The organism is Pseudomonas sp. HOU2, assembly GCF_040729435.1.
In the GTDB taxonomy this organism is placed as follows: Bacteria; Pseudomonadota; Gammaproteobacteria; order Pseudomonadales; family Pseudomonadaceae; genus Aquipseudomonas.
In genome coordinates this window covers 3,493,336-3,514,449 of record NZ_CP160398.1, presented here as the reverse complement: position 1 = coordinate 3,514,449, position 21,114 = coordinate 3,493,336, and the positions used below count along the sequence as shown (strand labels likewise).

Sequence of the window (21,114 nt, the reverse complement as noted above, 5' to 3'; positions counted from 1 at the left end):
TTTGAATCGGCTCACTATTCGATCCGTCGCTCAGTGGGCATCGCATTCGATGCGGTTGAGGTGCGCAGGCTTTGCGCCAGTTCCACCAGTTGCACGAACTCGTTGCGCAAGCCGAAGCGGTCGTCGCCGCGAGCGCCACGGGCCAGTGCCTCGGTGTCTTTCAGGCTGAAATCGCCGGTGTAGCGAGCGTCCTTGAGCTGCTGGGAAAACGCCGCCACCGCTGCCGCGAAGCGCAGGTCCTCACTGGCCGGCGCGACCTGATTGGTAATCGGCCGCTCGATCAGCAGACTTTTCCCACCTTCAGGCTGTTGATAACGCACACGCAGCATCGCCAATTCCCCGTTGTTCGTCGCCACAGGCGCCTGCGATTTACCGTATCGCAACGGTTCCAGCCAGCCCTGCTCGCCTGCCGGGACAATTTCATACAGTGCGGTCACCGTGTGTCCTGCACCGACTTCACCGGCATCGACTTTGTCGTTGCTGAAATCCTCACGCTTCAAAGCGCGGTTTTCGTAGCCGAGCAGGCGATATTCACTGACCTGCGCCGGGTTGAACTCCACCTGCAATTTGACGTTTTTCGCCACCACCGCCAGGGTCGAACCGAGTTGATCCACGAGCACTTTGCGCGCCTCGCGCAGGTTGTCGATGTAGGCGTAGTTGCCGTCGCCGGCGTCGGCCAGTTGTTCCATCAAGTGTTCATTGTAGTTATCCACACCGAAACCCAGGGTGGTCAGGGAAATCCCGGTTTTGCGTTTATCCACAGCCAATTGCTTGAGGCTGTCGAAGTCGCTGACGCCGACGTTGAAGTCACCGTCAGTGGCCAACAGGATGCGGTTGATCCCCTTGGGAATGAATGCCTGCTGAGCCATTTGATAGGCCAGTTCGATGCCTGACGCGCCAGCGGTTGAACCACCTGCGGTCAATTGCTCGATGGCTGTGCGAATTTTCGCTTTCTCGCGTCCGGAAGTCGGCTCCAACACAACGCGGGACTCGCCGGCGTACACCACCAGCGACACCCGGTCCTGCTCGCGCAACTGATCGACCAACAGTTTCAGTGTGCTTTTGACCAGCGGCAGCCCTTCGCGGCGATCCATCGAGCCGGACACATCCACCAGAAACACCAGATTCGCCGGGGCCAGCTCCGCCACGGCCCGGTCGGAGGCCTTGATGCCGATACGCAGCAGGCGGGTGTGCGGATTCCACGGGGTGGCGGCCAGTTCGGTGGTCACGCCAAAGGGCGAACCATCGGTCGGCAGCGCGTAGTCATAGGGAAAATAATTGACCATCTCCTCAAGCCGCACCGCGCCTTCCGGCGGCAGACGTCCCTGATTGAGCAGACGCCGTACGTTGGCGTAAGCACCGGTATCGACGTCAGCGCTGAAGGTCGAGACCGGGGCCTCGGCGACGCTGTGAATCGGGTTGTCGGCCAACGCCTGATACTGCTCGCGCTGCTCGTCTCGATAGCCTTGTGGATAACTTTCCAGGGCCGGCATCGCCGCGAAACTGGCAATCGGCATCGCACGTGCGCTGCGCTTGACCATCACACTGTCGGCGGCGAGCGCTTCATGCTGAATCGACGTCTGCGGCTGGGCCGGCGCCGGGACGGCAGCCGATTCGGGATGGGAAGACACGCCGCAACCGGCGACGGTCAACAACACACCGACGGCAACGGGTCGCAGAAAAGGCAGGGAGCGGGACATGGGGGCTGACCTCGGGATGAAAAATGATCCATTCATCCACTGAGACGGACAGCCCCTTCAGATCGGGTTAAACGCCGCTGAAATTATTTTCAGCGGTGATAACGACGCACCACGCTGCTGTTACGCAGTACGTGGCCTTTGATCTTGTCCATCAGCTCGGCGCGGGTCAGGCCGGCGGGCAAGGCGTCCGGGGCCAGATCCAGGGCGTAGATCTGAATGATGTAGTGGTGCGCGCTGTCGCCAACCGGCGGGCATGGCCCGATGTAATGGGTGGTGCCTTTGCTGTTGGTACCGCCCACGCCTTCGAGAGTGGATTTTGCGCCGACCCCGGCCGGGATCTGCCGGGTGGTGGCCTTGATGCCGTAGTGAATCCAGTGATCGACGCCCGCACCTTTCTGGCCGTCCGGGTCGTGCATGACGATCGCGTAGCTCAGAGTGCCGGCAGGGCCCGCATTCCAGGCCAGCGCCGGCGACTGGTTCTTGCCACCGCAACCGGCCGCATCGCTGGCTGCAGCCGAGGTGAACAGGCGGTTGTCCGAGACACCGGGGATGTCGAGAGTAAAGCGCTCGGCCGCCTGCGCCGGAAACTGCACGCAAAGGGCGACGGCGACGGCCGCCAGCCAAGGGTTGAGAGAGGTCAATCGGGTCATTCCGGGAGTACCTTGTGCAGTTGGGCCTTCGTCGGCCTGCAAACTATAGCTGTACCGTTCGTACCTTGGCAGTGGCAATTGGCTGAACCTCGCACTGCGACGCAAACTCGTAAGAGAAATGCCTGTCAGGAGCACGAACATGAGCCTGCACCGCGTCGCCCTTGTCGCCGATGTCCCCGAAGACCGTGGACTGCAAGTCGAAATCGGCGACTGCAAGATTGTCCTGCTACGCGCAAACGGCCAGCTCCGGGCATTTCAGGGAGAATGCCCACATGCCGGCGCGCCCTTGGCTGACGGTGCGTTGTGTCACGGACGTCTGATTTGCCCTTGGCACAAGGCCGCGTTTCGCGCCGAAGACGGCGCGTTGTGCGAGCCGCCGGCCCTCGACAGCCTCAAGCGTTATCCACTGGAGGTACGGGGCGAGGATGTCTGGGTCGATGATCAACCGCTGCCGGATGCGCACACGCCTCCGGCCGATGATCCGCGCATCTTTGTGATTGTCGGCGCAGGTGCAGCAGGCACGGCATGTGCGGCGGCTCTGCGGGAGAAAGGTTTCGGTGGCCGGATCATCATGCTCGACCGCGAAGCGGAGGCCGGTTACGACCGCACGGTGCTGAGCAAATTCGTCCTCGCGGGCGAGATGTCGGCGCAGGAAACTCCGCCTCTGCGTGACGAAGATTTTTATAGAGAGCAACGCATCGAACGTCGGCAAGGCGCAATCACTGCCCTCGACGCTTCAGCGAAAACCCTGCATCTGAGCGACGGCCAATCCCTGTCCTACGACGCCGCAGTGCTCGCCACCGGCGGCGAGCCCAATCCGCTGCAACTGCCCGGCGCCGACCTGCCGCAGGTGTTTGTCCTGCGCTCGAAAGCCCAGGCCGAACAGATCATGCGCGAGGCCAAACCTGACCAGCGCGCCGTGATCATCGGCGACAGCTTCATCGCCCTCGAATGCGCCTCGGCCCTGCGTCAGTACGGCCTCGACGTCACGGTCATCGCCCGCCACTCCATTCCGTTCGCCGCGCAGTTCGGCGAAGCCGTGGGCAAGGCGATCCGTGCGCTTCACGAACAACACGGGGTGAAATTCATCACCGATCACGAGGCCCGGGAAATCACCGGTGATGGCAAGGTCGAGGCGGTGTTGCTGGACAACGGCTTGCGCCTGTCGGCGGATCTGGTCCTGGCGGGGGTTGGTGTGCACCCGGCCACCGAGGCTTTTGCGTCGCTACCGAAGGAGAAGGACCAGTCACTGCGAGTCGATGCCGGCCTGCGTGTTTGCGATGGACTCTGGGCAATCGGCGATATCGCCACCTTCCCCCTGAACGGCCAGCCACAACGCATCGAACACTGGCGCCTGGCCCAGCAGCATGCCCGAATCGCTGCTGCCAACATGCTCGGCGCTGACGAGCATTATCTGGATGTGCCGTTTTTCTGGACCTGGCACTTCGGCAGGAACTATGACTATCTGGGTCACGCGAGTCAGTGGGATGAAATCGAGTTCAAGGGCGAACCCGGGCATCCACCCTTCATCGGCCTGTTCGGACAAAACGGCGTGGTGGTTGCCGCTGTGGCATGCGAGGAAGAACGGGCCATGGCGATGCTCGCCGAGCGGATGAAACAGCCGCTGACGATGGAAGACGCGTGGAAGCTGATACGCGGCTGAATGCTGAATGCTGAATGCTGAATGCTGAATAATGCAGGAGCTGCCGAAGGCTGCGATCTTTTGATCTTTAAAATCAGAATCAAAAGATCGCAGCCTTCGGCAGCTCCTACAGGGGAGTCGTCGTTCAGGTGGGGCGATTTATCGGGTCGCGATTATCGTCGTCCTCGGCGTGCAGGAAGATCACCCGGGGATGTTCCAGCGGCGCCAGCGGTGGCGGCAATTCCGTCGGTGCCAGTGGACGAAAGTTCAGCACCACGTGGCTGATATCACCTTCCTGATCGTTGTGGATGGTCATCACCCCGGGTGTGCGCAGCTTCTCCAGGCGGTCATCGCACAGGCGGAAGCTCTTGCTCAGCCCTTCATCATCGACCACCGGTGCCGGCAATCGGCGCTGGGCGAAACTTCTGCTTTTACGCTGCTGATAACGCGCCCAACCAATCAGAATCACCGCGTTGACCAATGCCACCCACAGGTAGATCTGCAACGTTCCAAGGGCTTCAAACGCCGAATTGTCGATGCGTGGCCCACCGGCGTGGGTCTCGATCAATGGCCACAGTCCGCGAATCAGCAGAAACAGCAGGCCGACCCAGGCCAATACGGTGAGGATCACATCGATCACCACCAGGAAGGGCCGCTGGCGGGTCCGGATGATTTTCATTTGATGACCTCCTCTTCGTCGTCGCCAACCGGTTTGATGCCCCGATCAGGGCTGACCCAGCGCGCACGCTTCTGATGCTGACCAAACAGCACTTTGGGGAAACTGACCAATGTGGTGAGCAGGCTTACCAGCCAGAACGCGATCGGGTACCAGACCACCCAGAACATGGTTCGGCCCAAGCCCGGTTCGTAGCGCCGGTCGATAATGATGCTGACCGCGAATTGCACCAGGCAGACGAACGCCAGCAACAAGCCGGTGAACGCCGGAGGCATCAGGTGATGCACGGCAATCGATTCCGGCATGACCACGAACTTGCCGACGCCCCAGAAGATCACCGACAGCAGGAACGTGAAGGCCCACCCGGTCGACAGGCAATATTCGAACAGCAGTGGCCACAGGTAACGATGGCGGTACTGCCAGATGCCGCGAATGTTCTTGAACAGCACCTCGGCACCGCCCTGGGCCCAGCGCAGGCGCTGCTTCCACAGGCCGCGCAGGGTTTCCGGCATCAGGATCCAGCACAGCGCGCGCGGCTCGTAGAAGATGCTCCAGTGATCGAGTTGCAGTTTCCAGCTGATGTCGATGTCTTCGGTGATCATGTCCGGGCTCCAGTAGCCGACCCGGTTCAATGCAGTGCGGCGGAACGCGACGATCACCCCGGACACGGTAAAGATCCGCCCGAACACCCGCTGCGTGCGCTTGATCAAACCGATGATCGACGAGAACTCACCGACCTGCACCCGCCCGACCAGGGTCGAACGTGTGCGGATGCGCGGGTTGCCGGTCACTGCGCCCAGCCGCGCGTTATCGAGCATCGGCGCCACCAGATAGGCCGCCGTGTTCGGCGCCAGCAGCGCGTCGCCGTCGATGCACACCAGATACTCGCTGCGCGCGGCAATCGCGCCCATGCGCAGGGCCACGGCCTTGCCCTGGTTTTCCGCCAGATGCAGCACGCGCAGGCGCGGGTCTTCCTGGGCGAGCCGGTCGAGCACTTCGGCGGTGTTGTCCTTGGAGCCGTCGTTGATCGCGATGACTTCGATGTTCGGGTAGTGCTGGGCCAGCGCTGCGTGAATCGTGTCGGCGGCGTTTTCGCCTTCGTTGTAGCAAGGGATCAGGATCGAGATCAGTGGCTCGCCTTCCAGTGGCGGCGGCAGGGTGTCGTCCTTCCACGGCCAGTGGCGTTCCCAGTGCAGCCAGAAATACAGGCCACCGGCGATCCACAGCCCGGACATGAACAACGGGTAGAAGAACACGAAGTCCATCAGGAACTGCCCGGTGACCAGGAAGATCAACCCCAGCGGCACGCCGAGGACGAGCGCCAGAACAAGCAGGGCTAACAGTCTATCCAGCATGTCATGGGTTCCATTTGTTGGAGAGCGCAGGCCTTACGGTTTTCAGGTCCGGCAGGTTGTCGAGGAAGTTGTCCGGGTAGTAACCGAAACTGGTCGCACCCTGACGCTTGAGCCGGCCCATCCAGTCGGCCAGTTGGGCGCCGTCGATGTCGGCCTGATCCTTTTTCGTCCAGTCGCGGGCCTGCAGCTCGAACACCGTGCGATCCAGCGCGCCGGGGCGCTGCTTGATCTTCGCCACCAGTTCTTCGAGCCACGGGCCGGATTGCGCCTGGGTCTGTTTTTCCATCAGCGGCATGGCCATCGGCGCGGTCCAGTCGTAGGTCACGAGGAAGTCGTCGAGGTTCTGCGCAAACCAGGTTTCGCTCTCAGGATTGAGCACCGGCTCGGCGAAGATGTTGCGTGCGGTCAGCACCTGCGGGCCACGGATCGCGCGGACCTTGGCGGTCAGCTCATTGGTGAAGTCGATCAGGTATTTGCTCTTGAACCGCGTCCAGCGCTGCATGGCTGCCGGATCATCGCGAAGCGCCGCAATGGACCCCGGCAAGCCGTGCGCAGCATAGGCCTTCAGGGCCTCGGGGCTGGCGTCCTCGAAGTCCGACAGCACCGCGTCGTCGTGATAGAGAATGCCGTCGACCGAGGTCAGGCGCGCCACGTCTTCGTAGATTTCACCGATGATCTGCCGTACTTGCGGATCGAACGGCGACAGGCGCTGATACTGATCCGGATCGACCGCAGTGGTGCCAGTCTTCGGATCCCAGCGCGTCACCCGCGGCAGCTTCGCATCGAGACCGAAACTGAGCACCGGCATCCACGCGAACACCTTCACGTGCGCCCGAGTACGCAACTGCCAGGCAACGCGGTCGAAGATGTCGGCGCGCACCGGCAGATGGCGGTTAGGGAAGTACAGCGAGTGCACCAGTCCGTCGCCCTTCGGATCAGCGAAGGCCTGCAGGAACACGGTATTGGCGCCCATGTCGGCCATGCGCTGGATCAGCTTGCCAAGATTGATTTCCTGCTGCGCCGGATCCGGGTCGTAGACGTTGTCCAGATCGACGTGGACCACACGCATGGTGAAATCCGACTGCGCCGCGACGATGCTGTTGGCGAAATGCTCGCCATCAGGATCGGAGGCGACCAGAAAGCGTGGGCTGCTCATCAGGTTGTCGAGGGCGTCCAGACCGTCATCCAGGGTCAGGGCCATCTCGTAGCCCTGCTCGCCGACCACGGTCAGCGAAGTACCGTCCGCCGTGCCGTAGGGCCAGACCCAGACTCGCGGCTTCTTGCCGGTGACCTTGCGGATCTTCTCCGAAATGGTGGCGACGTCGTTGCGGATCCGCGCCTGGAAATCGGCCTCGGATTCGTAGCGTTTGGTCACCGGGTCGTAACGCCGCGTGGCCGCCGCCGGCTGCATGTTGCCCTGCGGGTTGGCGAGAATGCCTTTGTGGCTGGCGTCGGTGTGGGCGGCGATTTCCACCAGCCCCGATTGCGAGATCTCCCGCACCTGGTCCCAGGTGAGGAAGTCGGAGCGTGCGCGGGGTGCACCGGCAAAATCCACCGGTTGATTGAGCGGCGTATCGATCCACACGCCGACCGGTGCCAGCAACGCGTGCCAGTTGTAGGCGCGCAGCACCGGCAGCACGCGGGTATAGAAGCTTGAGTAACCGTCGTCGAAGCTGAGCAGGATCGCTTTGGCCGGCAATTCCGGGCCGCCCTTGCGCGCGGCCATGATCTGATCGACGGTGACCGGCTGGTAGCCGTTCTCCCGTAACCAGGCCAACTGTTCGATCATGCGCTCGGTGCGCACCGCTACCACGGCCTGATCGGGGTCGCGGTCTTCGATATCGTGATAGGCGATGCCCAGCACGTGGTTTTTCGGCCACGGTTTTTCACTGGCCGCCAGCGGACGTTGCGACGGCGGCGCGAAGGCCGGGGCTTGCTGGGCGCAGGCGCTGATCAGCAGCACTCCCAGCAGAAGGATGAAACGCGTCATCAAAGGCATCTTCAAACTCTTCTAGAAGCGGAAAGTGAGGTCGACGAGCAGACGCAGATCGGTCTCCCGATCACCGTCGTAGGGCCGGTTGATCACACTGAACAAACCGCCCACCTCGAACACGTCGTTCCAGGCATAACGTTGGCCATAACCGAGCATCGCCATGCCGCCGGTGCCGTGGTCACGCTGGCTGTAGGTCCCCGCACCGGCCTGGAATTGCTGGCTCCAGGAGGTTTCGTAGCGGTGGTAGAGCACATGGTTGACGTTGACCGTCGGCATCACGCTGAAGTCCGACTTCGGGTTGAAGTACGGCACATCCTCGGAATTGGAGTTGTGGCTGGTGCCGACCTCCAGACCGGCATCGACCTGCACGTTCGGCGCGCTGTAGACGCCCTCGCGTCCGGTGAGCAAGGCTTCGACACGGTTGTTGCCGTCGCTGAAGTGCGACGGGCTGACCGACAGTTTCCACTCGCGACTTTCGTTGGCGCGCCAGCGGATGAACGCGTTGCCACCGTTGGCCTTGATGTCGCTGTTGAGGGCGCGCAATGGCGTCTCGGCCGACAGATAGGCGAAGCTGCCGCCGTACTGCCAGTTGTCGTTGATGTCCCGGGCGATCGCGATGCGTGCGCCCTGTTTGGCGCCGTAACCGTAATCGTGATTGGAAACTTCGGCTTCCAGGCTCATGTCGCGAGTACGCCGTTCCAGGCCGACGCGCTGGAAGCGGTCGGTGCCGGTGCCTTCGGCGAAATCGCCGGTGGCATAACCGACGCCGACGAACACCCGCCAGTCCTCATCGATCGGCGGGCTGTACAAGGTGCTCTGGATGCCGAAATCGCGGCTGCCACTGACCGCGCCCGCACCACCGCTGCCGCCGCCTCCGTTGGCCTTGCCGCCGTAGGCTTCGACGCGCAGCTCGGACATGTCATGTACTTCGCGCTCACGGGCCGCGCGCTGAACCTGACGGTTATCCGGGAAACGCTCGACCACGTCATCGGTCAGCGCATCCATCTGTCGCCACTCCTGCAGGGTCATCGCGGTGCGCGCCTGAGCCAGTTCCAGACCCATGTCGCGGGGCACCATGCTCTCGGTTTCCTTGAGCTGGTTTTCGGCGCGGCGTGGCCATTGGCGGGCCAGGTACAGATCAGCCTGGGCCAGACGCAGGCCGACGTTGCCCGGCGCCTGATCGACCAGGGCCTGCAGGCGCTCCTCGCCATGCGGCAAGTCGGAGCCGTAGGTGCCGGCCTGCGCCGCGAGCTGCTGGGCGTCCATCCATTCGTCGTTGGGGTTGCCGATGGGCAGGCCCTTGAGTTCAATCCGCGGCTTCTGACTCTTGGCCAGATCCTCGGCGACTTTGCGCGCTTCATCGGCGCGGTCGCTTTCCAGCAGCGAGTAATACAACGCGGTGGTGTCTTCGAGACGATCACCGGCATCGGCATCCGGTGCCGACAGCACCTGGCGATACAGATCGGTGGAGATTTCCGGCTGGCGCTGATCCAGGTAGGACGCCGCCACCCAGCGCAGGGCGTAGGTCGGAATCTTCACCCCTTCAGCCTGCAGCTTTTGATATTCGCTGATGACCTCGGCAGTACGCGCCCGGGCCTTGAGCGCGCCCATGCGGTCGATGCGCCAGCGCACCACGTCATCGTGGGCGCTGGCGTCGGGGGTCCAGGTGGCGAGCAGTTTGTCGTAATCGGCCAACGCGCGGTCGGCGATCACGTAGCGTTCTTTTTCACTGCGGGTGGCAAATTCGGCGAGACGCACACGCTCGGCAGCCAGATCGCCTTCGAGGCGGCGCAGGGTGACCGGGTCGATCAGCCCGGGACGTTGGTTCGCCAGACGCAGTGCCGGTTCCGGCAGCCGCGCCTTTTGCAAGGCGACCACGTATTCACGGGCGACATCCGGCTTGCTGCCGGCACGGATGAACGCCTGATCGTATTCGAACAGCGCGTCGTACTGCTTGCCGGCACGGGTCAGGGCGTAGCCCAGTGCGAGGCGGCGCGAAGGGTCATCGGGTTTGGCGGCGACCAGTGCCTTGGCGCGGGTCACGGCTTCGTCGGGTTTGCCCGAGTCCGCCTGGGTCAGGGCCAGGCCCAGTTGCAGGTCGGCGTTGTCCGGCTCCAGCGCCAGGGCCTTGTTGTAGACCTGGATCGCCTGATCCCAACGCTTGAGGTTGCGATAGGCGCGTGCGGTGGCTGTCAGTGCCTGCACCGGCAGCACCCGGTCACGGCCCTGGGTCTCATAGACCTGCACCACCTCGGCGTCGAGGCCCGCCCAACTGGCGATTTGCAGGTGATCGCTGATCTGCCCGGTGGTGGACTGCCCGGGCGGCACCTGGCGCAGCACGTTCAGCGCCGGCGTGGTCTGCCCGGCCCGGGCATCACGCACCATCTGATCATAGGGCGTATCGGCAAACGCCAGTGCCGGCCAGAGCAACTGGCTGCACAGCGCTACACGAAACAACGGGCGTAAACCACGATGTAAAACTGGAACATCAATACGCGGCATTCGTCAGCATCCTTACATGGCCAGCCGGGTCGCAATGCCCCCCTTGCCCATTCGTAACGGAGACCGAGTCAAAAGAGACTCAGCCAAGCTTAGTCAGGCAGTCTTGCATGCAAGCGTAGTCGAATATTCAGAACGCAATAATTGTTCAGAATCGTGGCGCCGGCTCAGTGGAAAACCCGCACACCAGACAGCAAAACGCCCGGCGTCTGTGGATCAGAGGCCGGGCGTTGCTATTAAGAGCGCAGGATTACTGCACTTGCGTGACGCCAGCGAACTTGCTCATCAGGAAGCCGACGAACTGCTCGACGGTCATCTTCTGGCCGTTGAACTCCACCTGATTGGCGGCGTAATGCAGCTTGGTCACGACATTGGTGCCATCGACGGTCGCCAACTGCGAACCGACGGCCATGCCGGAGAACATGTCGGCACCGGCGCTGGCCTGGTCGACGATGGCTTTGGCGTCGGTCTGGCCGTCAAGCTGCGCCTGCACGCTGAGCAGATCGATCAGCATCGGCTTGGACACTTGAATGTTCAGGTCCAGCAGCGCGACCAACTGTTTACCCAGTTGATCCGGCGGCAGATCCATCGACTGTGGCTTGGTCAGATCAATCACCAGGCTGGCGCGGCTTTCACCGTTGGCGGTTTTCAGCGACAGGTTTTCCAAGGCGATCTGTGGACTGGCGGCCAGCAGTTTCTGCAGGTCAGCCTTGACCTGTGCCGACTCGGCTTCGGTCAGGTTCAGCTCCGGTGCCGGCAGGCCGGCTTCGGCAGCGGCGGCAGCTTCTTTCTCGTACGGCTGCAATTTGGTCTGGTAGATCTGCATCAGCGACATTGTCGACGGGATGTCGAGGTTCTTCAGGCTCATCGCCATGCTGGCCGAACCGATTTTCTTGTCGTTGAGGGTGACCTCGCCGACCTTGTAGTCAGCGCGGCCCGAGGCATTGCTGCCGCTCTCTTCGGTGAGGTTCTTCATTTCGAAGTTCTTCACGCCGAGCACCGACTGCTTGGGACCGAAGGTGGTTTTGCTGTTGGTCAGCTCCAGGGTGTTTTCCCCGGTGTAGTAGCCGTAGCTGCTCTTGGCGAGGTTGCTGGCCAGGGTCAGACCGTTGAGTTCGACCTGCACCGGCGCCTGATCCTGCGACACGGTGACCAGTTTCAGGCTGTCCATGTAGCCGTCAGCCTTGACCTTCTGCGCCTGGGCACTGGCGGAGATGTTCATGGTCAGGCCGGAGAATTTCAGGCTCGACTGCTCGTCCAGCGCGGTTTCCAGCGGCAGCAACTCGAGGCTGCTGGTGGTGGATTCGTCGTAGCCGATGTTGGTCACGCCCTTGAGCGGCGCGGCGCCCTTGGTGGCGGCAAACCATTTTTCGGTGGCCGGGCTCTTTTCCAGCTCGTAATTACTGGTGGCCATGACCGGCAGCCACTTCAGCGACACCAGACGCGAGAACGGCAGCGGGCCGTGCTCGATGTGGTCGACAAACAGCAGCTCGACCGGCTGGTCGCCGAACATCTCGCCCTCACCCTTGAGACGGTAGTGCGCGGTGCTGGTGAAGGTGTGACGCTCCAGCGACACCAGCTCCAGCGACGCGGTGCCATTGGAGCCGGCCATCGCGGTCTGCAGCTCTTTGTTGGCGTTGCTGACGGCGTTGTTCAGCACGCCTTCGATCTTGGTCCCGGTGTACCAGGCCCCGCCGGCGCTGATCGCACCGATGGCAACAACAATCCCGAGAAGCACGCCTGCTGATTTATTCATGAATGACCCGATCAATGTCCGTGGCTGAAAGGTGGTCGTCTTCCCTGAACCCGTGACCGGGTCGCGGCTCGACTCCGCTGAAATTAGCGGTGGAGATTAGCACTGGCAGCACGAGGCGGCCCAATGTTTAAAGGTTAAAGAGTGTCTATGGGGAGTGTGGACAGCTGACAGGCCGGGAGAGTTGCAGTGTTTTTGAAGACGCTATCGCTGGCAAGCCAGCTCCCACAGGATTGGTTGTGTTCACAAAATCCGAGAACACCACAAAAACTGTGGGAGCTGGCTTGCCAGCGATGGGGCCAGAGGACTCCCAGAAGATCAGGAATACTGAACCTCGATCTCATCGAGTTGATGATCGAAGCTCTTCAACCGCGCCGTCCAGGTATACACCAGCACTTCAAAGTCGCGGTCGATCACCGCCCCGCCCGGCCCATCCGCCCGGGGGTCGCAGAAATCCAGCTGATAGCGTTCGCGGGCCATGGCCGTGGCGACATCCGACAGTTCGCGGGCATTGTTGAGCCAGTGCCAGCCTTCATCGGCAATCTGCTTGTCGAGTTCCAGACACTGTTTTTTCAAGGCTTCGAGGCTTTTTTCCAGCGGCGTGCCGGTCAGTTCGCCCATGACTTCGGCGAAGGTCCGTCCCGGTTGCCAGTAGCTGCCCCAGAAGTAGCGATCGAACACGGTTTCGACCCGACGCAGAGCGACTTTGGTGTCCCAGATCAGCACCAGGGTCTTGCCTTGTTCAAGTTGTCTCTTCTTGACTCGCTGCACCTGGATCGACGCCCAGGCCACGACGACGATTGCCATCACCGCGATCAACGCCGTGGCGCTGTCGAGGAAGACCATGGCCTTGTCGATCTGATGGGCCAGCATGATGCCGTAGAAATAGGTGGCCGATAGCAGCACCAGCGCTACCAGGGCGCACCAGAAGCCGAGAGCGTAAGGGTTTTTCATTATTGGTTTCCCCTAGACCAGCGCTAGCAATGTGCGTTGAAAGGGCGCCTTGCTCGGGGCGCCCTTCCAACACTTCAAAGCATAGCAACGGCCTCAGGGTTTGCTGGCGGTTGGAGCGTGCGTTCGTCCGCTTTCCCAACCGCCACCGAGGGCGAGGAACAAATCGATCTGGCTCATGGCGACCTGGGTGTTGGCGGCGGCCAGTTGCGCGGTGACGTCGGTGTAGGTGCGGGTCGCCTGCAGGTCGGCGAGGAACGACTCGCGCCCGGCCTGGAAGAAGCGGTGAGTCTGGTCCGCCGCCAGTTTCGCCGACTGCTCGGCATCGGCCAGGGCGTCGCGGCGTTGCAGCAGCGCGCTGTACTGGGCCAGGCCGGTCTGGGTTTCGCGGATGGCGTTGAGCACCACGCCGTCGAAATGTGCCAGTGCGGCCTGGGTGTTGGCTTCGGCTTCGCGGATACGTGCGCGGGCGCCGTTGGTCGGCACCTTCCAGCTCAACGACGGGCCGAAGCCCCAGCGATTGGTCGACGGATCGCCCAAGTCGTCAATAAGACCGACGGTGCCGATGGTCGCGCCGATGCTGATGTCCGGGTACAGCTCGCCCGTAGCGACGCCGATGCCCGCTGTCGAGGCCGCCAAGCGACGTTCCGCCTGACGGATATCGGGACGACGCTTGAGCAGCGCCGCACCGTCGCCCACCGGCACCAGTTGGGCAATTTTCGGCAGTTCGGCACAAGTGGCGGTACCGGCCGGCAATTGCTCGACCGGTTTCGCCAGCAGCATCGACAGGCGGAACAACCCGGCCTGACGCGCTGCCTCATAGCGCGGCAGGTCGGCGCGCAACGACTTGAATTGGGTTTGCGAGCGGGTGACCTGGGTTTCATCACCACGCCCGGCATCGCGCAGGCGCTGGATCAGCGTAGTGCTCTGCGATTGCAGGTCGAGGGAGTGCTGGGCAATTTCCCGCTCTTCGTTGGCCGCGCACACTTGGGTGTACGCGCGAACCACATCGGCCACCAAAGTGATGCGTGCGGTGTCAGCCGCTGCTTGAGTCGCATCGGCGTTAGCCTTCGCGCCTTCGATACCGCGTTGCAGGGTGCCCCACAGATCGAACTGATAAGACGCGCTGATGCCAATATCGCCGACGTTGTCGACCGGGACTTTTTCCGGCAGCAAGAACGCCTGCCCGGATTCCTGCAAACGCTGCGCGCCCATCTTCACGCCTGCGCTCCAGCCACCCGCCGCTTCGGCCTCATCGACTTGCGCGCGCGCCCGTTGAAGGTTCGCCGCCGCCACGCGCAAATCCGTATTGGAAGCCATGGCCTGCTGCACCAGTTGGTCCAGACGCGGGTCTTGATACAGCCGCCACCAGTCAGCCGGCACCGGCGCCGACACCACCGGTTTGCCCTCTACCGCCAGCTCGCCCTGAAAATCCTTGCGCTGCACCGCCGCGTCAGCGGGCAGGTGATAGTCCGGCCCGACCATCTGACACGCCGAGAGCATCATGCCCAACCCGGCGATCATCAGGAGCCTGTTCATTGCGCGGGCTCCTGTTTGCGGTCGTCGCGGGGCTGATCGTCGATGATCGACACGGTCGCGGTCCGCCCGGCGATCATGCGGAAATCTTCCGGCACCTCGTCAAAGGCGATGCGCACCGGGATCCGCTGCGCCAGGCGCACCCAACTGAACGCCGGGTTGACGTTGGGCAGCAGGTTATTGCCGCTGGTGCGGTCGCGGTCTTCGATACCGGCGACGATGCTCTCGACATGTCCGCGCAGTTTGGCTTTATCGCCGATCACGCGGATATCCACCGACTGACCGACATGAATGCCGTCGAGTTTGGTTTCTTCGAAATAACCGTCGATGTGGAACGAGTTGCTGTCCACCACCGACAGCACCGGCCGCCCGGCGGTGACGAATTCCTGCACACGCGGCGCGCGGTCGTTGACGTAGCCGTCCACCGGGCTGCGGATCACCGAACGATCCAGGTTGAGCTGGGCGCTGTCCACCGTCACCAGCGCTTCGGCCAGCGCCGATTGCGCCCGGGCGACTTTCGATTGGCTTTCTTCCAGTTGTTCGGCCGGCACCAGATTGCCCAGGCCACGGTTACGCTTGGCTTCGCGCTGGGCTTGAGCCAGGGTTTCCTCGCGATCGGCAACCGCCGCTTTAGCCTGACGCAGGGCCAGTTTGAAGCGATCCTGATCGATGCTGAACAGCACCTGACCGCGTTTGATCAACTGGTTGTCCTTGACCTCGACCTGCTGGATCAGCCCGGACACATCCGGAGCGATCTGGATGATGTCGGCGCGAATGTGGCCGTCGCGGGTCCACGGCGCAAACATGTAATACATCACCATGCGCCAGACGAGGACGACGGCAAAAGTCACGATCAGCAGGGTCAGGACCACGCGACCGATGGTCAGAAACGGTTTTTTCATGTCATCAGGTATCGACTGAGTGAGTCCACGCCGTACAGCATCACGGCGTAGAGGGCCACGTTGAACAATGCCCGGTGCCAGACCAGACGGTAAAAGTGCAGGCGCGTGAGCACGCCGTGCACCAGCACAAACAACACATAGGTGATGCCCATCAACACCAGCAGGGTCGGCAGGAAAATGCCGCTGATATCCAGATCACCGATCATAGGGGCGCTCCATCGGGCAGCGGTTCTTCGGCATCGCCCGTGCTGACAAATTCCACGCCGGGCAACAGCGCCAGACGCAAGCCGCTCAGGGCATGCAACAGGTTTAGCCGGGTTTCATCGTCGCCGTGGCCTTTGAGGGCGCGGCGCGCACGGTCCATGGTCATCAGTAGCGGGCTCGGTGCCGGCAAGCGTTCGCCGGCCTTGAGGCAGGCGCGGAAATACTCGCCGACCTCAGCCACCACCTGCTGCAGCAGGGCATTCGGCGCGCCTTCCACCCGCGGGGTGTAGGCCAGCAGATCGAGCAGGTTGAGGCCGACACGCACTTCACGCATGGCAATGCCGGTGTCCTGGCCGGTCATAGCCAGACGCGGCAGGTGCTGCATCAGACGGTCAAGCAATTGCACGCCCAGTTGCCGGTGCTCGGCGAGGTTGGCCGGCTCGGTCATGCGCACGATGTCTTTCCAGCTGAAGCGGGTCAGGCGCTTGGCCGCCAGCTCGACGCCGAACGGGCGGGCGATCAGGGTCCAGATGAACGCGAACAGCAAACCCATCGGGCCGGCCAGGTTGGAGTTCACAAAGGCGAAGAAGTCCGCGTCGTAGGCGCCCTGAATGCTGATGAACGACGAGGTGTTGACCAGCGTCAGGAGCATGCCGAGGTAGAATCGCGGCTGTACCGTCAGGGTGCCGACGCAGATGAACGGTATCGCAAAGGCCAGCACCAGCATCGGAAAATCGTGCAGGTTCGGCAGAATCAGAAACAGGTAGAGACTGGCGAACAGCACCGACATTCCGGTCCAGAAAAAGAACCGGTAGATCTGCGGCGCCGGGTCGTCCATCGAGGCGAAGAAACTGCACGCTACCGCCGCCAGAATCACCGCGCTGCCGCCGTCCGGCCAGCCGAGCAGAATCCACAGCACCGAAGCGACGATGATCGCCAGAATGGTCGAGGCCACCGAATACAGCATCATCCCGCGATCAAGGAATGGCGTCAGCCGCCCGAGGCGCCAGTGCCGGTACACCGCGCGCCAGCTGTCCTGACGCTCGCAGAGAATCGCGTCCTGCAGGCTGCGGCAGTCCTGCCACAAATCGATGAATTCACCGAGGCGATAAATCGCGTTGGAGAACAGCAATTGCTTGCGATCTTCCAGCGCCTCGCAGCTCGGCTGCAAGGCCTGTAGTTGATCCTTGAGCGCCTGCCACCGATCAAGATCGGCGTCGTTATGGCCGAGCCATTGCTGGGTCGCGGTCAGCAGCGGGGCAAACTTTTCCACCAGTTCCGGCGTGCGTCGCTCAAGGGCGTAGAGCGAGTCTTCCAGAGCGTCGATCACCGGCAACAGGTGGATCATCCGCCCGCGCAGCTCCTTGGTGTTGCGCACGGTTTGCGGCCGGGCGCCTTCGTGGGGCAACTGGCCGATCATCAATTCAAGGCTGTTGAAATTGGCGACCATGGCCATGCGCAGCGCGGTGATCTGTTCAGGCTGCACGTCGCGACTGAGAAACTTCAGGCTGTAGGTGGTGGCGTCAGCGAACCACTTGCCCACCGCGTCGTTGAACACCGGCGCCAGACGCCGTGGCCAGAACATCGCACCGATCACCGCCGCCACGGCGATACCGAGAAAAATCTCTTCGGTACGCGCCTCCGCCACGTCCCACACCGCCAGCGGATTATCCACGGTCGGCAAGGCAATCAGCGGCAATGTGTAGCCGGCCAGCATCAGCGCGTAATTATTGGCGGTGCGCAGGTGCAGCGACAGGAACAGCAGAATCCCCGTCCACAAGGCAATCACCACCACCAACACATACGGACTCTGCACGAACATCGGCACGAACAGCACCGCCGCCGCCGCGCCGAGGAAGGTGCCGATGGCGCGGTACAAAGCCTTGGAACTGGTCGGGCCGAGAAACGGACTGGAGACGATATACACCGTGGCCATCGCCCAATACGGACGCGGCATTTGCATGAGCAAGGCGATGTACAGCGCGATCATCGACGCTGCAAAGGTACGGACCCCGTAGAACCAGTCCCGGGCCGGAGGAATGCCGGAGAAAAAACCGTTCAAGAATTGATCACCACAGGCGGATTGGCCGCCTCAAAAGCTCGCAGTACCCGAAGCGTAGCTTCCAGATCACTCTGGTCGATGCCTTCGAGCACTTCATGACGCAGACGTACCAGTTCACTTTCCACCGCTTGCACCAGTTCACGGCCGGTGTCGGTCAGGCTCAGGCACTTGGCCCGGCGATCCTGCGCATCTTCGGTGCGGCAGACGTAGCCGGCGTGGCACAACTGATCGAGCAGACGCACCAGCGACGGACTCTCCATCCCCGCCGCCTGCGCCACTTGCACCTGACGCACACCCTCGCCCAGCCGCCCGATCATCAACAACGGCACGGCGCAGGCTTCGGAGATGCCGTAGTTGACCAGCGTGGTCTGGCAGATCTTCCGCCAATGCCTGGCGGCCACCACCATGGCACTGCTGATGTTCATCTGGAGAGCGTCGAGGGAATCGGGCACGGGAAAATGCACACTGTTAGTTTGCTAACTATCAATATCGCATTGGCGGGGAATTTCAGTCAAGTTTTGAAACAAATCTTCTCGGCAGAGAATTTCTATAGTTCATCCAGCTCGATGGCTACCCCTACTTCGTTCCTGCGCGAATGTGTGATTGACACCAAATCGAAATCATCCAGCCTATTCAGGATCGCTTCATAAATTTCTGGCGAAATCAGCACAGCCACTGTTGTGTCGTGCTCCCGAAACTCGACAGGCCCGTTGGAGATGCTTTCGATCACTGCCTCAATACAGTCTCCAAGCGCGTCAACATCAATAGTTCTGACTGGCAAAAATGATTGCATCGACGGCTCCGGATTGTTGAATTGGCAAGCTACTCCAACATCGATAGGGATCCTGTGGACATTCTGTAATAAGGTTTTACTTCAGTCCTCCAAAACCCGCCCCTTGCGCAACAACACATTCAACTGATCCACCACCTCCGCCCAATCCGCATCATCAAGAATTTCACCACGCAAGAAATCCGCCTGACTTTTACTCCAGAAAAACGCGTCCGCCAGGTGCAACTCGGGTTTGAGTGGTGAATGGGTGGCGATGAATTGGTCGATGCTGGTCGGGTCGTTGTCCATTCCCAGTTGTTTGAACAGGGACGGCAGGCTGTGGGTTGGCTGCTCCATGGAGGACTCCTTCAAGAATTCGGTGGGTGAGAGATTATTCGCGAGCAGGCTCGCTCCCACAGGGGAACGCGTTCAACCTGTGGGAGCGAGCTTGCTCGCGAAGGCGTCCGCGAAAGCGCTACAAAACCTAATGACTCAACTCCCGCACCTCGGCATGCGGCACCATTTTCAGAAACTCGGGCATGCTCATGTGCAGCAGGTAGTTGTGGTTGCCGGCTTCCAGGTAAATGTCTTTCTGCCGGGTCAGCAACGGATCGATGACCATGTCCAGCCCGTAGGAACCACCCAGCGGCGGCACCGCGCCACGTTCGCAGTCATCGAAAATATGCGCCAGGTTGCTTTCCCGGGTGATCTGCCATTCGCCGCTGTTGCGCACCTTGCTCAAGTCCAGGTGCCGGCTGGCCGGCAGCACGGCCATCAGGTAATGCCCGTGATGGTCGTCGAGAATCACCGATTTGGCCACGCGCTCGGCGGGCACCCCGCTAACCCGAGCGGTTTCCAGGCTGCTGGCCGAATGTCGGTGGGCCACGACGTCATATTCGCAGTGCGCCCGACTCAGGCTGCTCTGCACTTTTTTTGCCATACGCATGCTGCACCTCGGTGTTACGCGGAACGTTGTGCCTGTTCTGCTGAGTCTAGTTCGGCAAGCCGCTGGCGAAGGGAAATCCGCTCACTGGACACATCCGCTCATTGATCAAAATTCATCCAGCGTCAGGCTCAACTAGACTTAATGAACCAACCCATGACTCTCCCGGAGGGTCACGTGAACAGCCGATGTTGTTTGTTTTTCCTGATACTGCTGGCCAGCGCCTCGGTCCTTGCGGCTGACGTCCCGCTGACGGCGGTCAATCCGATCGGCCTGTGGCTGATCACCCTCGGCATTGCCTTTCTGATCGCCGAAGCCGCGCTGCCCAACTACGGCGTGATTGGCCTGGGCGGGATCATCATGTTCGTCATTGGCGCGCTGATCCTGGGCAACGCCGAATTGCCTGTGCCGATGATCATCGGCCTTGGCCTGATCAGCGCCCTGCTGCTGATCGCGCTGATCGTCCGCGCCCTGAAAACCCGCCCGCGCCACGCCGTCAGCGGCGATGCCGGGCTGGTCGGCAGCGTGACGGCGGTGACCACCGTGCAAGCGCAAAACGCCCACAGCGGCTTTGTGCAATTGCAGGGTGAACAGTGGCAAGTGCACAGTGCGACACCGCTGCACACCGGGCAATCGGTGCGCGTGGTCGGGCGAAATGGCTTATTGCTGAAAGTCGCCGCGACTGACGCGGTGCGACACGGAGAGTGATCATGGGTCTGCAAATCGGTTTTGTTGCACTGCTGCTGTTGGTGATCGCCCTCGCCGGGTCGACGTTCCGCATCCTGCGTGAATACGAGCGCGGCGTGGTGTTCCAGCTCGGACGCTTCTGGCAGGTCAAGGGGCCGGGGCTGATCCTGCTGATTCCGGTGGTGCAGCAGATGGTTCGGGTCGACCTGCGCACCGTGGTCCTCGATGTGCCGCCGCAGGATGTGATCACCCGCGACAACGTCTCGGTGAAGGTCAACGCGGTGCTGTACTTCCGCGTGCTCGACCCGCAGAAGGCGATCATTCAGGTCGAAGACTTTCTCTCGGCCACCAGCCAACTGGCGCAGACCACCCTGCGCGCGGTGCTCGGCAAACATGAGCTGGATGAACTGCTGGCCGAGCGCGAGCAATTGAACATCGACATCCAGCAGGTGCTCGACGCCCAGACCGACGCCTGGGGCATCAAGGTGGCCAACGTCGAGATCAAGCACGTCGATCTCAACGAGTCGATGGTGCGCGCCATCGCCAAACAGGCCGAAGCCGAACGCGAGCGGCGGGCCAAGGTGATTCACGCCGAAGGCGAACTGCAGGCCTCGGAAAAACTCATGCAGGCCGCCGAAATGCTTGGCCGTCAGCCCGGTGCGATGCAGTTGCGCTACATGCAGACGCTGAGTTCGATTGCCGGGGACAAGAGCTCGACGATTGTCTTTCCGTTGCCCATCGAATTGCTCAAGGGGATGGCGGATCTGTCGGGAAAATCCTGACAGCAAAAGA

General features: G+C 61.8%; 19 protein-coding genes. 3 read left to right on the top strand and 16 right to left on the bottom strand.

Annotated features, from left to right (window positions below):
* Positions 1-14 precede the first annotated feature (14 nt).
* Together ABV589_RS15795 and ABV589_RS15790 are read right to left on the bottom strand one after the other, a co-directional pair.
* The gene (locus tag ABV589_RS15795) at positions 15-1,700 is read right to left on the bottom strand and encodes a VWA domain-containing protein (protein ID WP_367082396.1); all 1,686 of its coding nucleotides are present in this window, start codon (positions 1,698-1,700) and stop codon (positions 15-17) included.
* 89 nt (positions 1,701-1,789) lie between these two features.
* On the bottom strand, positions 1,790-2,350 hold the full coding sequence (locus ABV589_RS15790) for a YbhB/YbcL family Raf kinase inhibitor-like protein (protein WP_103367783.1): 561 nt from the start codon (positions 2,348-2,350) through the stop codon (positions 1,790-1,792).
* Positions 2,351-2,489: 139 nt separating this feature from the next.
* On the opposite strand from ABV589_RS15790, the gene ABV589_RS15785 reads away from it, so the two are divergent.
* A complete protein-coding gene (locus tag ABV589_RS15785) occupies positions 2,490-4,013 on the top strand; it encodes an FAD-dependent oxidoreductase (protein WP_367082395.1) in 1,524 nt (507 codons plus the stop codon).
* Positions 4,014-4,137: 124 nt separating this feature from the next.
* Here the strand turns inward: ABV589_RS15785 and pgaD are convergent, their stop codons facing one another.
* The 14 genes from pgaD to ABV589_RS15715 form a co-directional block, all read right to left on the bottom strand.
* A complete protein-coding gene (gene pgaD / locus ABV589_RS15780) occupies positions 4,138-4,671 on the bottom strand; it encodes a poly-beta-1,6-N-acetyl-D-glucosamine biosynthesis protein PgaD (protein WP_367082394.1) in 534 nt (177 codons plus the stop codon).
* On the bottom strand, positions 4,668-6,023 hold the full coding sequence (pgaC, locus tag ABV589_RS15775; protein ID WP_007961454.1) for a poly-beta-1,6-N-acetyl-D-glucosamine synthase: 1,356 nt from the start codon (positions 6,021-6,023) through the stop codon (positions 4,668-4,670). The genes pgaD and pgaC overlap by 4 nt, the downstream gene beginning before the upstream one ends.
* A gap of 1 nt (position 6,024) precedes the next feature.
* The gene (pgaB, locus tag ABV589_RS15770; RefSeq protein ID WP_367082393.1) at positions 6,025-8,022 is read right to left on the bottom strand and encodes a poly-beta-1,6-N-acetyl-D-glucosamine N-deacetylase PgaB; all 1,998 of its coding nucleotides are present in this window, start codon (positions 8,020-8,022) and stop codon (positions 6,025-6,027) included.
* Positions 8,023-8,034: 12 nt separating this feature from the next.
* Entirely contained in the window at positions 8,035-10,518 is a 2,484-nt protein-coding gene (gene pgaA / locus ABV589_RS15765; RefSeq protein WP_367082391.1) for a poly-beta-1,6 N-acetyl-D-glucosamine export porin PgaA, read from the bottom strand.
* Between the two features lie 247 nt (positions 10,519-10,765).
* Entirely contained in the window at positions 10,766-12,271 is a 1,506-nt protein-coding gene (locus ABV589_RS15760) for a YdgA family protein (protein ID WP_367082389.1), read from the bottom strand.
* Between the two features lie 315 nt (positions 12,272-12,586).
* Entirely contained in the window at positions 12,587-13,222 is a 636-nt protein-coding gene (locus ABV589_RS15755; RefSeq protein WP_025113416.1) for a hypothetical protein, read from the bottom strand.
* Positions 13,223-13,315: 93 nt separating this feature from the next.
* Positions 13,316-14,758: an efflux transporter outer membrane subunit gene (locus ABV589_RS15750; protein WP_367082388.1), complete on the bottom strand. Its 1,443-nt coding sequence runs from the start codon at positions 14,756-14,758 to the stop codon at positions 13,316-13,318.
* The gene (locus ABV589_RS15745; RefSeq protein WP_367082386.1) at positions 14,755-15,657 is read right to left on the bottom strand and encodes an HlyD family secretion protein; all 903 of its coding nucleotides are present in this window, start codon (positions 15,655-15,657) and stop codon (positions 14,755-14,757) included. Before ABV589_RS15745 ends, ABV589_RS15750 begins: the two co-directional genes overlap by 4 nt.
* Positions 15,654-15,863, bottom strand: a complete 210-nt coding sequence (locus ABV589_RS15740; RefSeq protein ID WP_007957657.1) for a DUF1656 domain-containing protein — start codon at positions 15,861-15,863, stop codon at positions 15,654-15,656. Before ABV589_RS15740 ends, ABV589_RS15745 begins: the two co-directional genes overlap by 4 nt.
* Positions 15,860-17,923: an FUSC family protein gene (locus ABV589_RS15735; RefSeq protein WP_367082385.1), complete on the bottom strand. Its 2,064-nt coding sequence runs from the start codon at positions 17,921-17,923 to the stop codon at positions 15,860-15,862. Before ABV589_RS15735 ends, ABV589_RS15740 begins: the two co-directional genes overlap by 4 nt.
* Positions 17,920-18,348 carry a MarR family transcriptional regulator gene (locus tag ABV589_RS15730; protein WP_047290742.1) on the bottom strand — a complete coding sequence of 143 codons (429 nt, stop codon included), beginning with the start codon at positions 18,346-18,348 and terminating at the stop codon, positions 17,920-17,922. Before ABV589_RS15730 ends, ABV589_RS15735 begins: the two co-directional genes overlap by 4 nt.
* A 122-nt stretch (positions 18,349-18,470) precedes the next feature.
* A complete protein-coding gene (locus ABV589_RS15725; RefSeq protein WP_367082383.1) occupies positions 18,471-18,716 on the bottom strand; it encodes a hypothetical protein in 246 nt (81 codons plus the stop codon).
* Positions 18,717-18,797: 81 nt separating this feature from the next.
* Positions 18,798-19,049, bottom strand: coding sequence for a DUF2789 domain-containing protein (locus tag ABV589_RS15720; protein ID WP_367082381.1), 252 nt, complete (start codon positions 19,047-19,049; stop codon positions 18,798-18,800).
* A 127-nt stretch (positions 19,050-19,176) separates the two neighbouring features.
* The gene (locus ABV589_RS15715; protein WP_367082379.1) at positions 19,177-19,638 is read right to left on the bottom strand and encodes a YbaK/EbsC family protein; all 462 of its coding nucleotides are present in this window, start codon (positions 19,636-19,638) and stop codon (positions 19,177-19,179) included.
* A gap of 174 nt (positions 19,639-19,812) precedes the next feature.
* On the opposite strand from ABV589_RS15715, the gene ABV589_RS15710 reads away from it, so the two are divergent.
* Both ABV589_RS15710 and ABV589_RS15705 read left to right on the top strand, forming a co-directional pair.
* Entirely contained in the window at positions 19,813-20,343 is a 531-nt protein-coding gene (locus tag ABV589_RS15710) for an NfeD family protein (protein WP_367082377.1), read from the top strand.
* Positions 20,344-20,345: 2 nt separating this feature from the next.
* Positions 20,346-21,104: a slipin family protein gene (locus ABV589_RS15705; RefSeq protein ID WP_003220464.1), complete on the top strand. Its 759-nt coding sequence runs from the start codon at positions 20,346-20,348 to the stop codon at positions 21,102-21,104.
* Positions 21,105-21,114 lie beyond the last annotated feature (10 nt).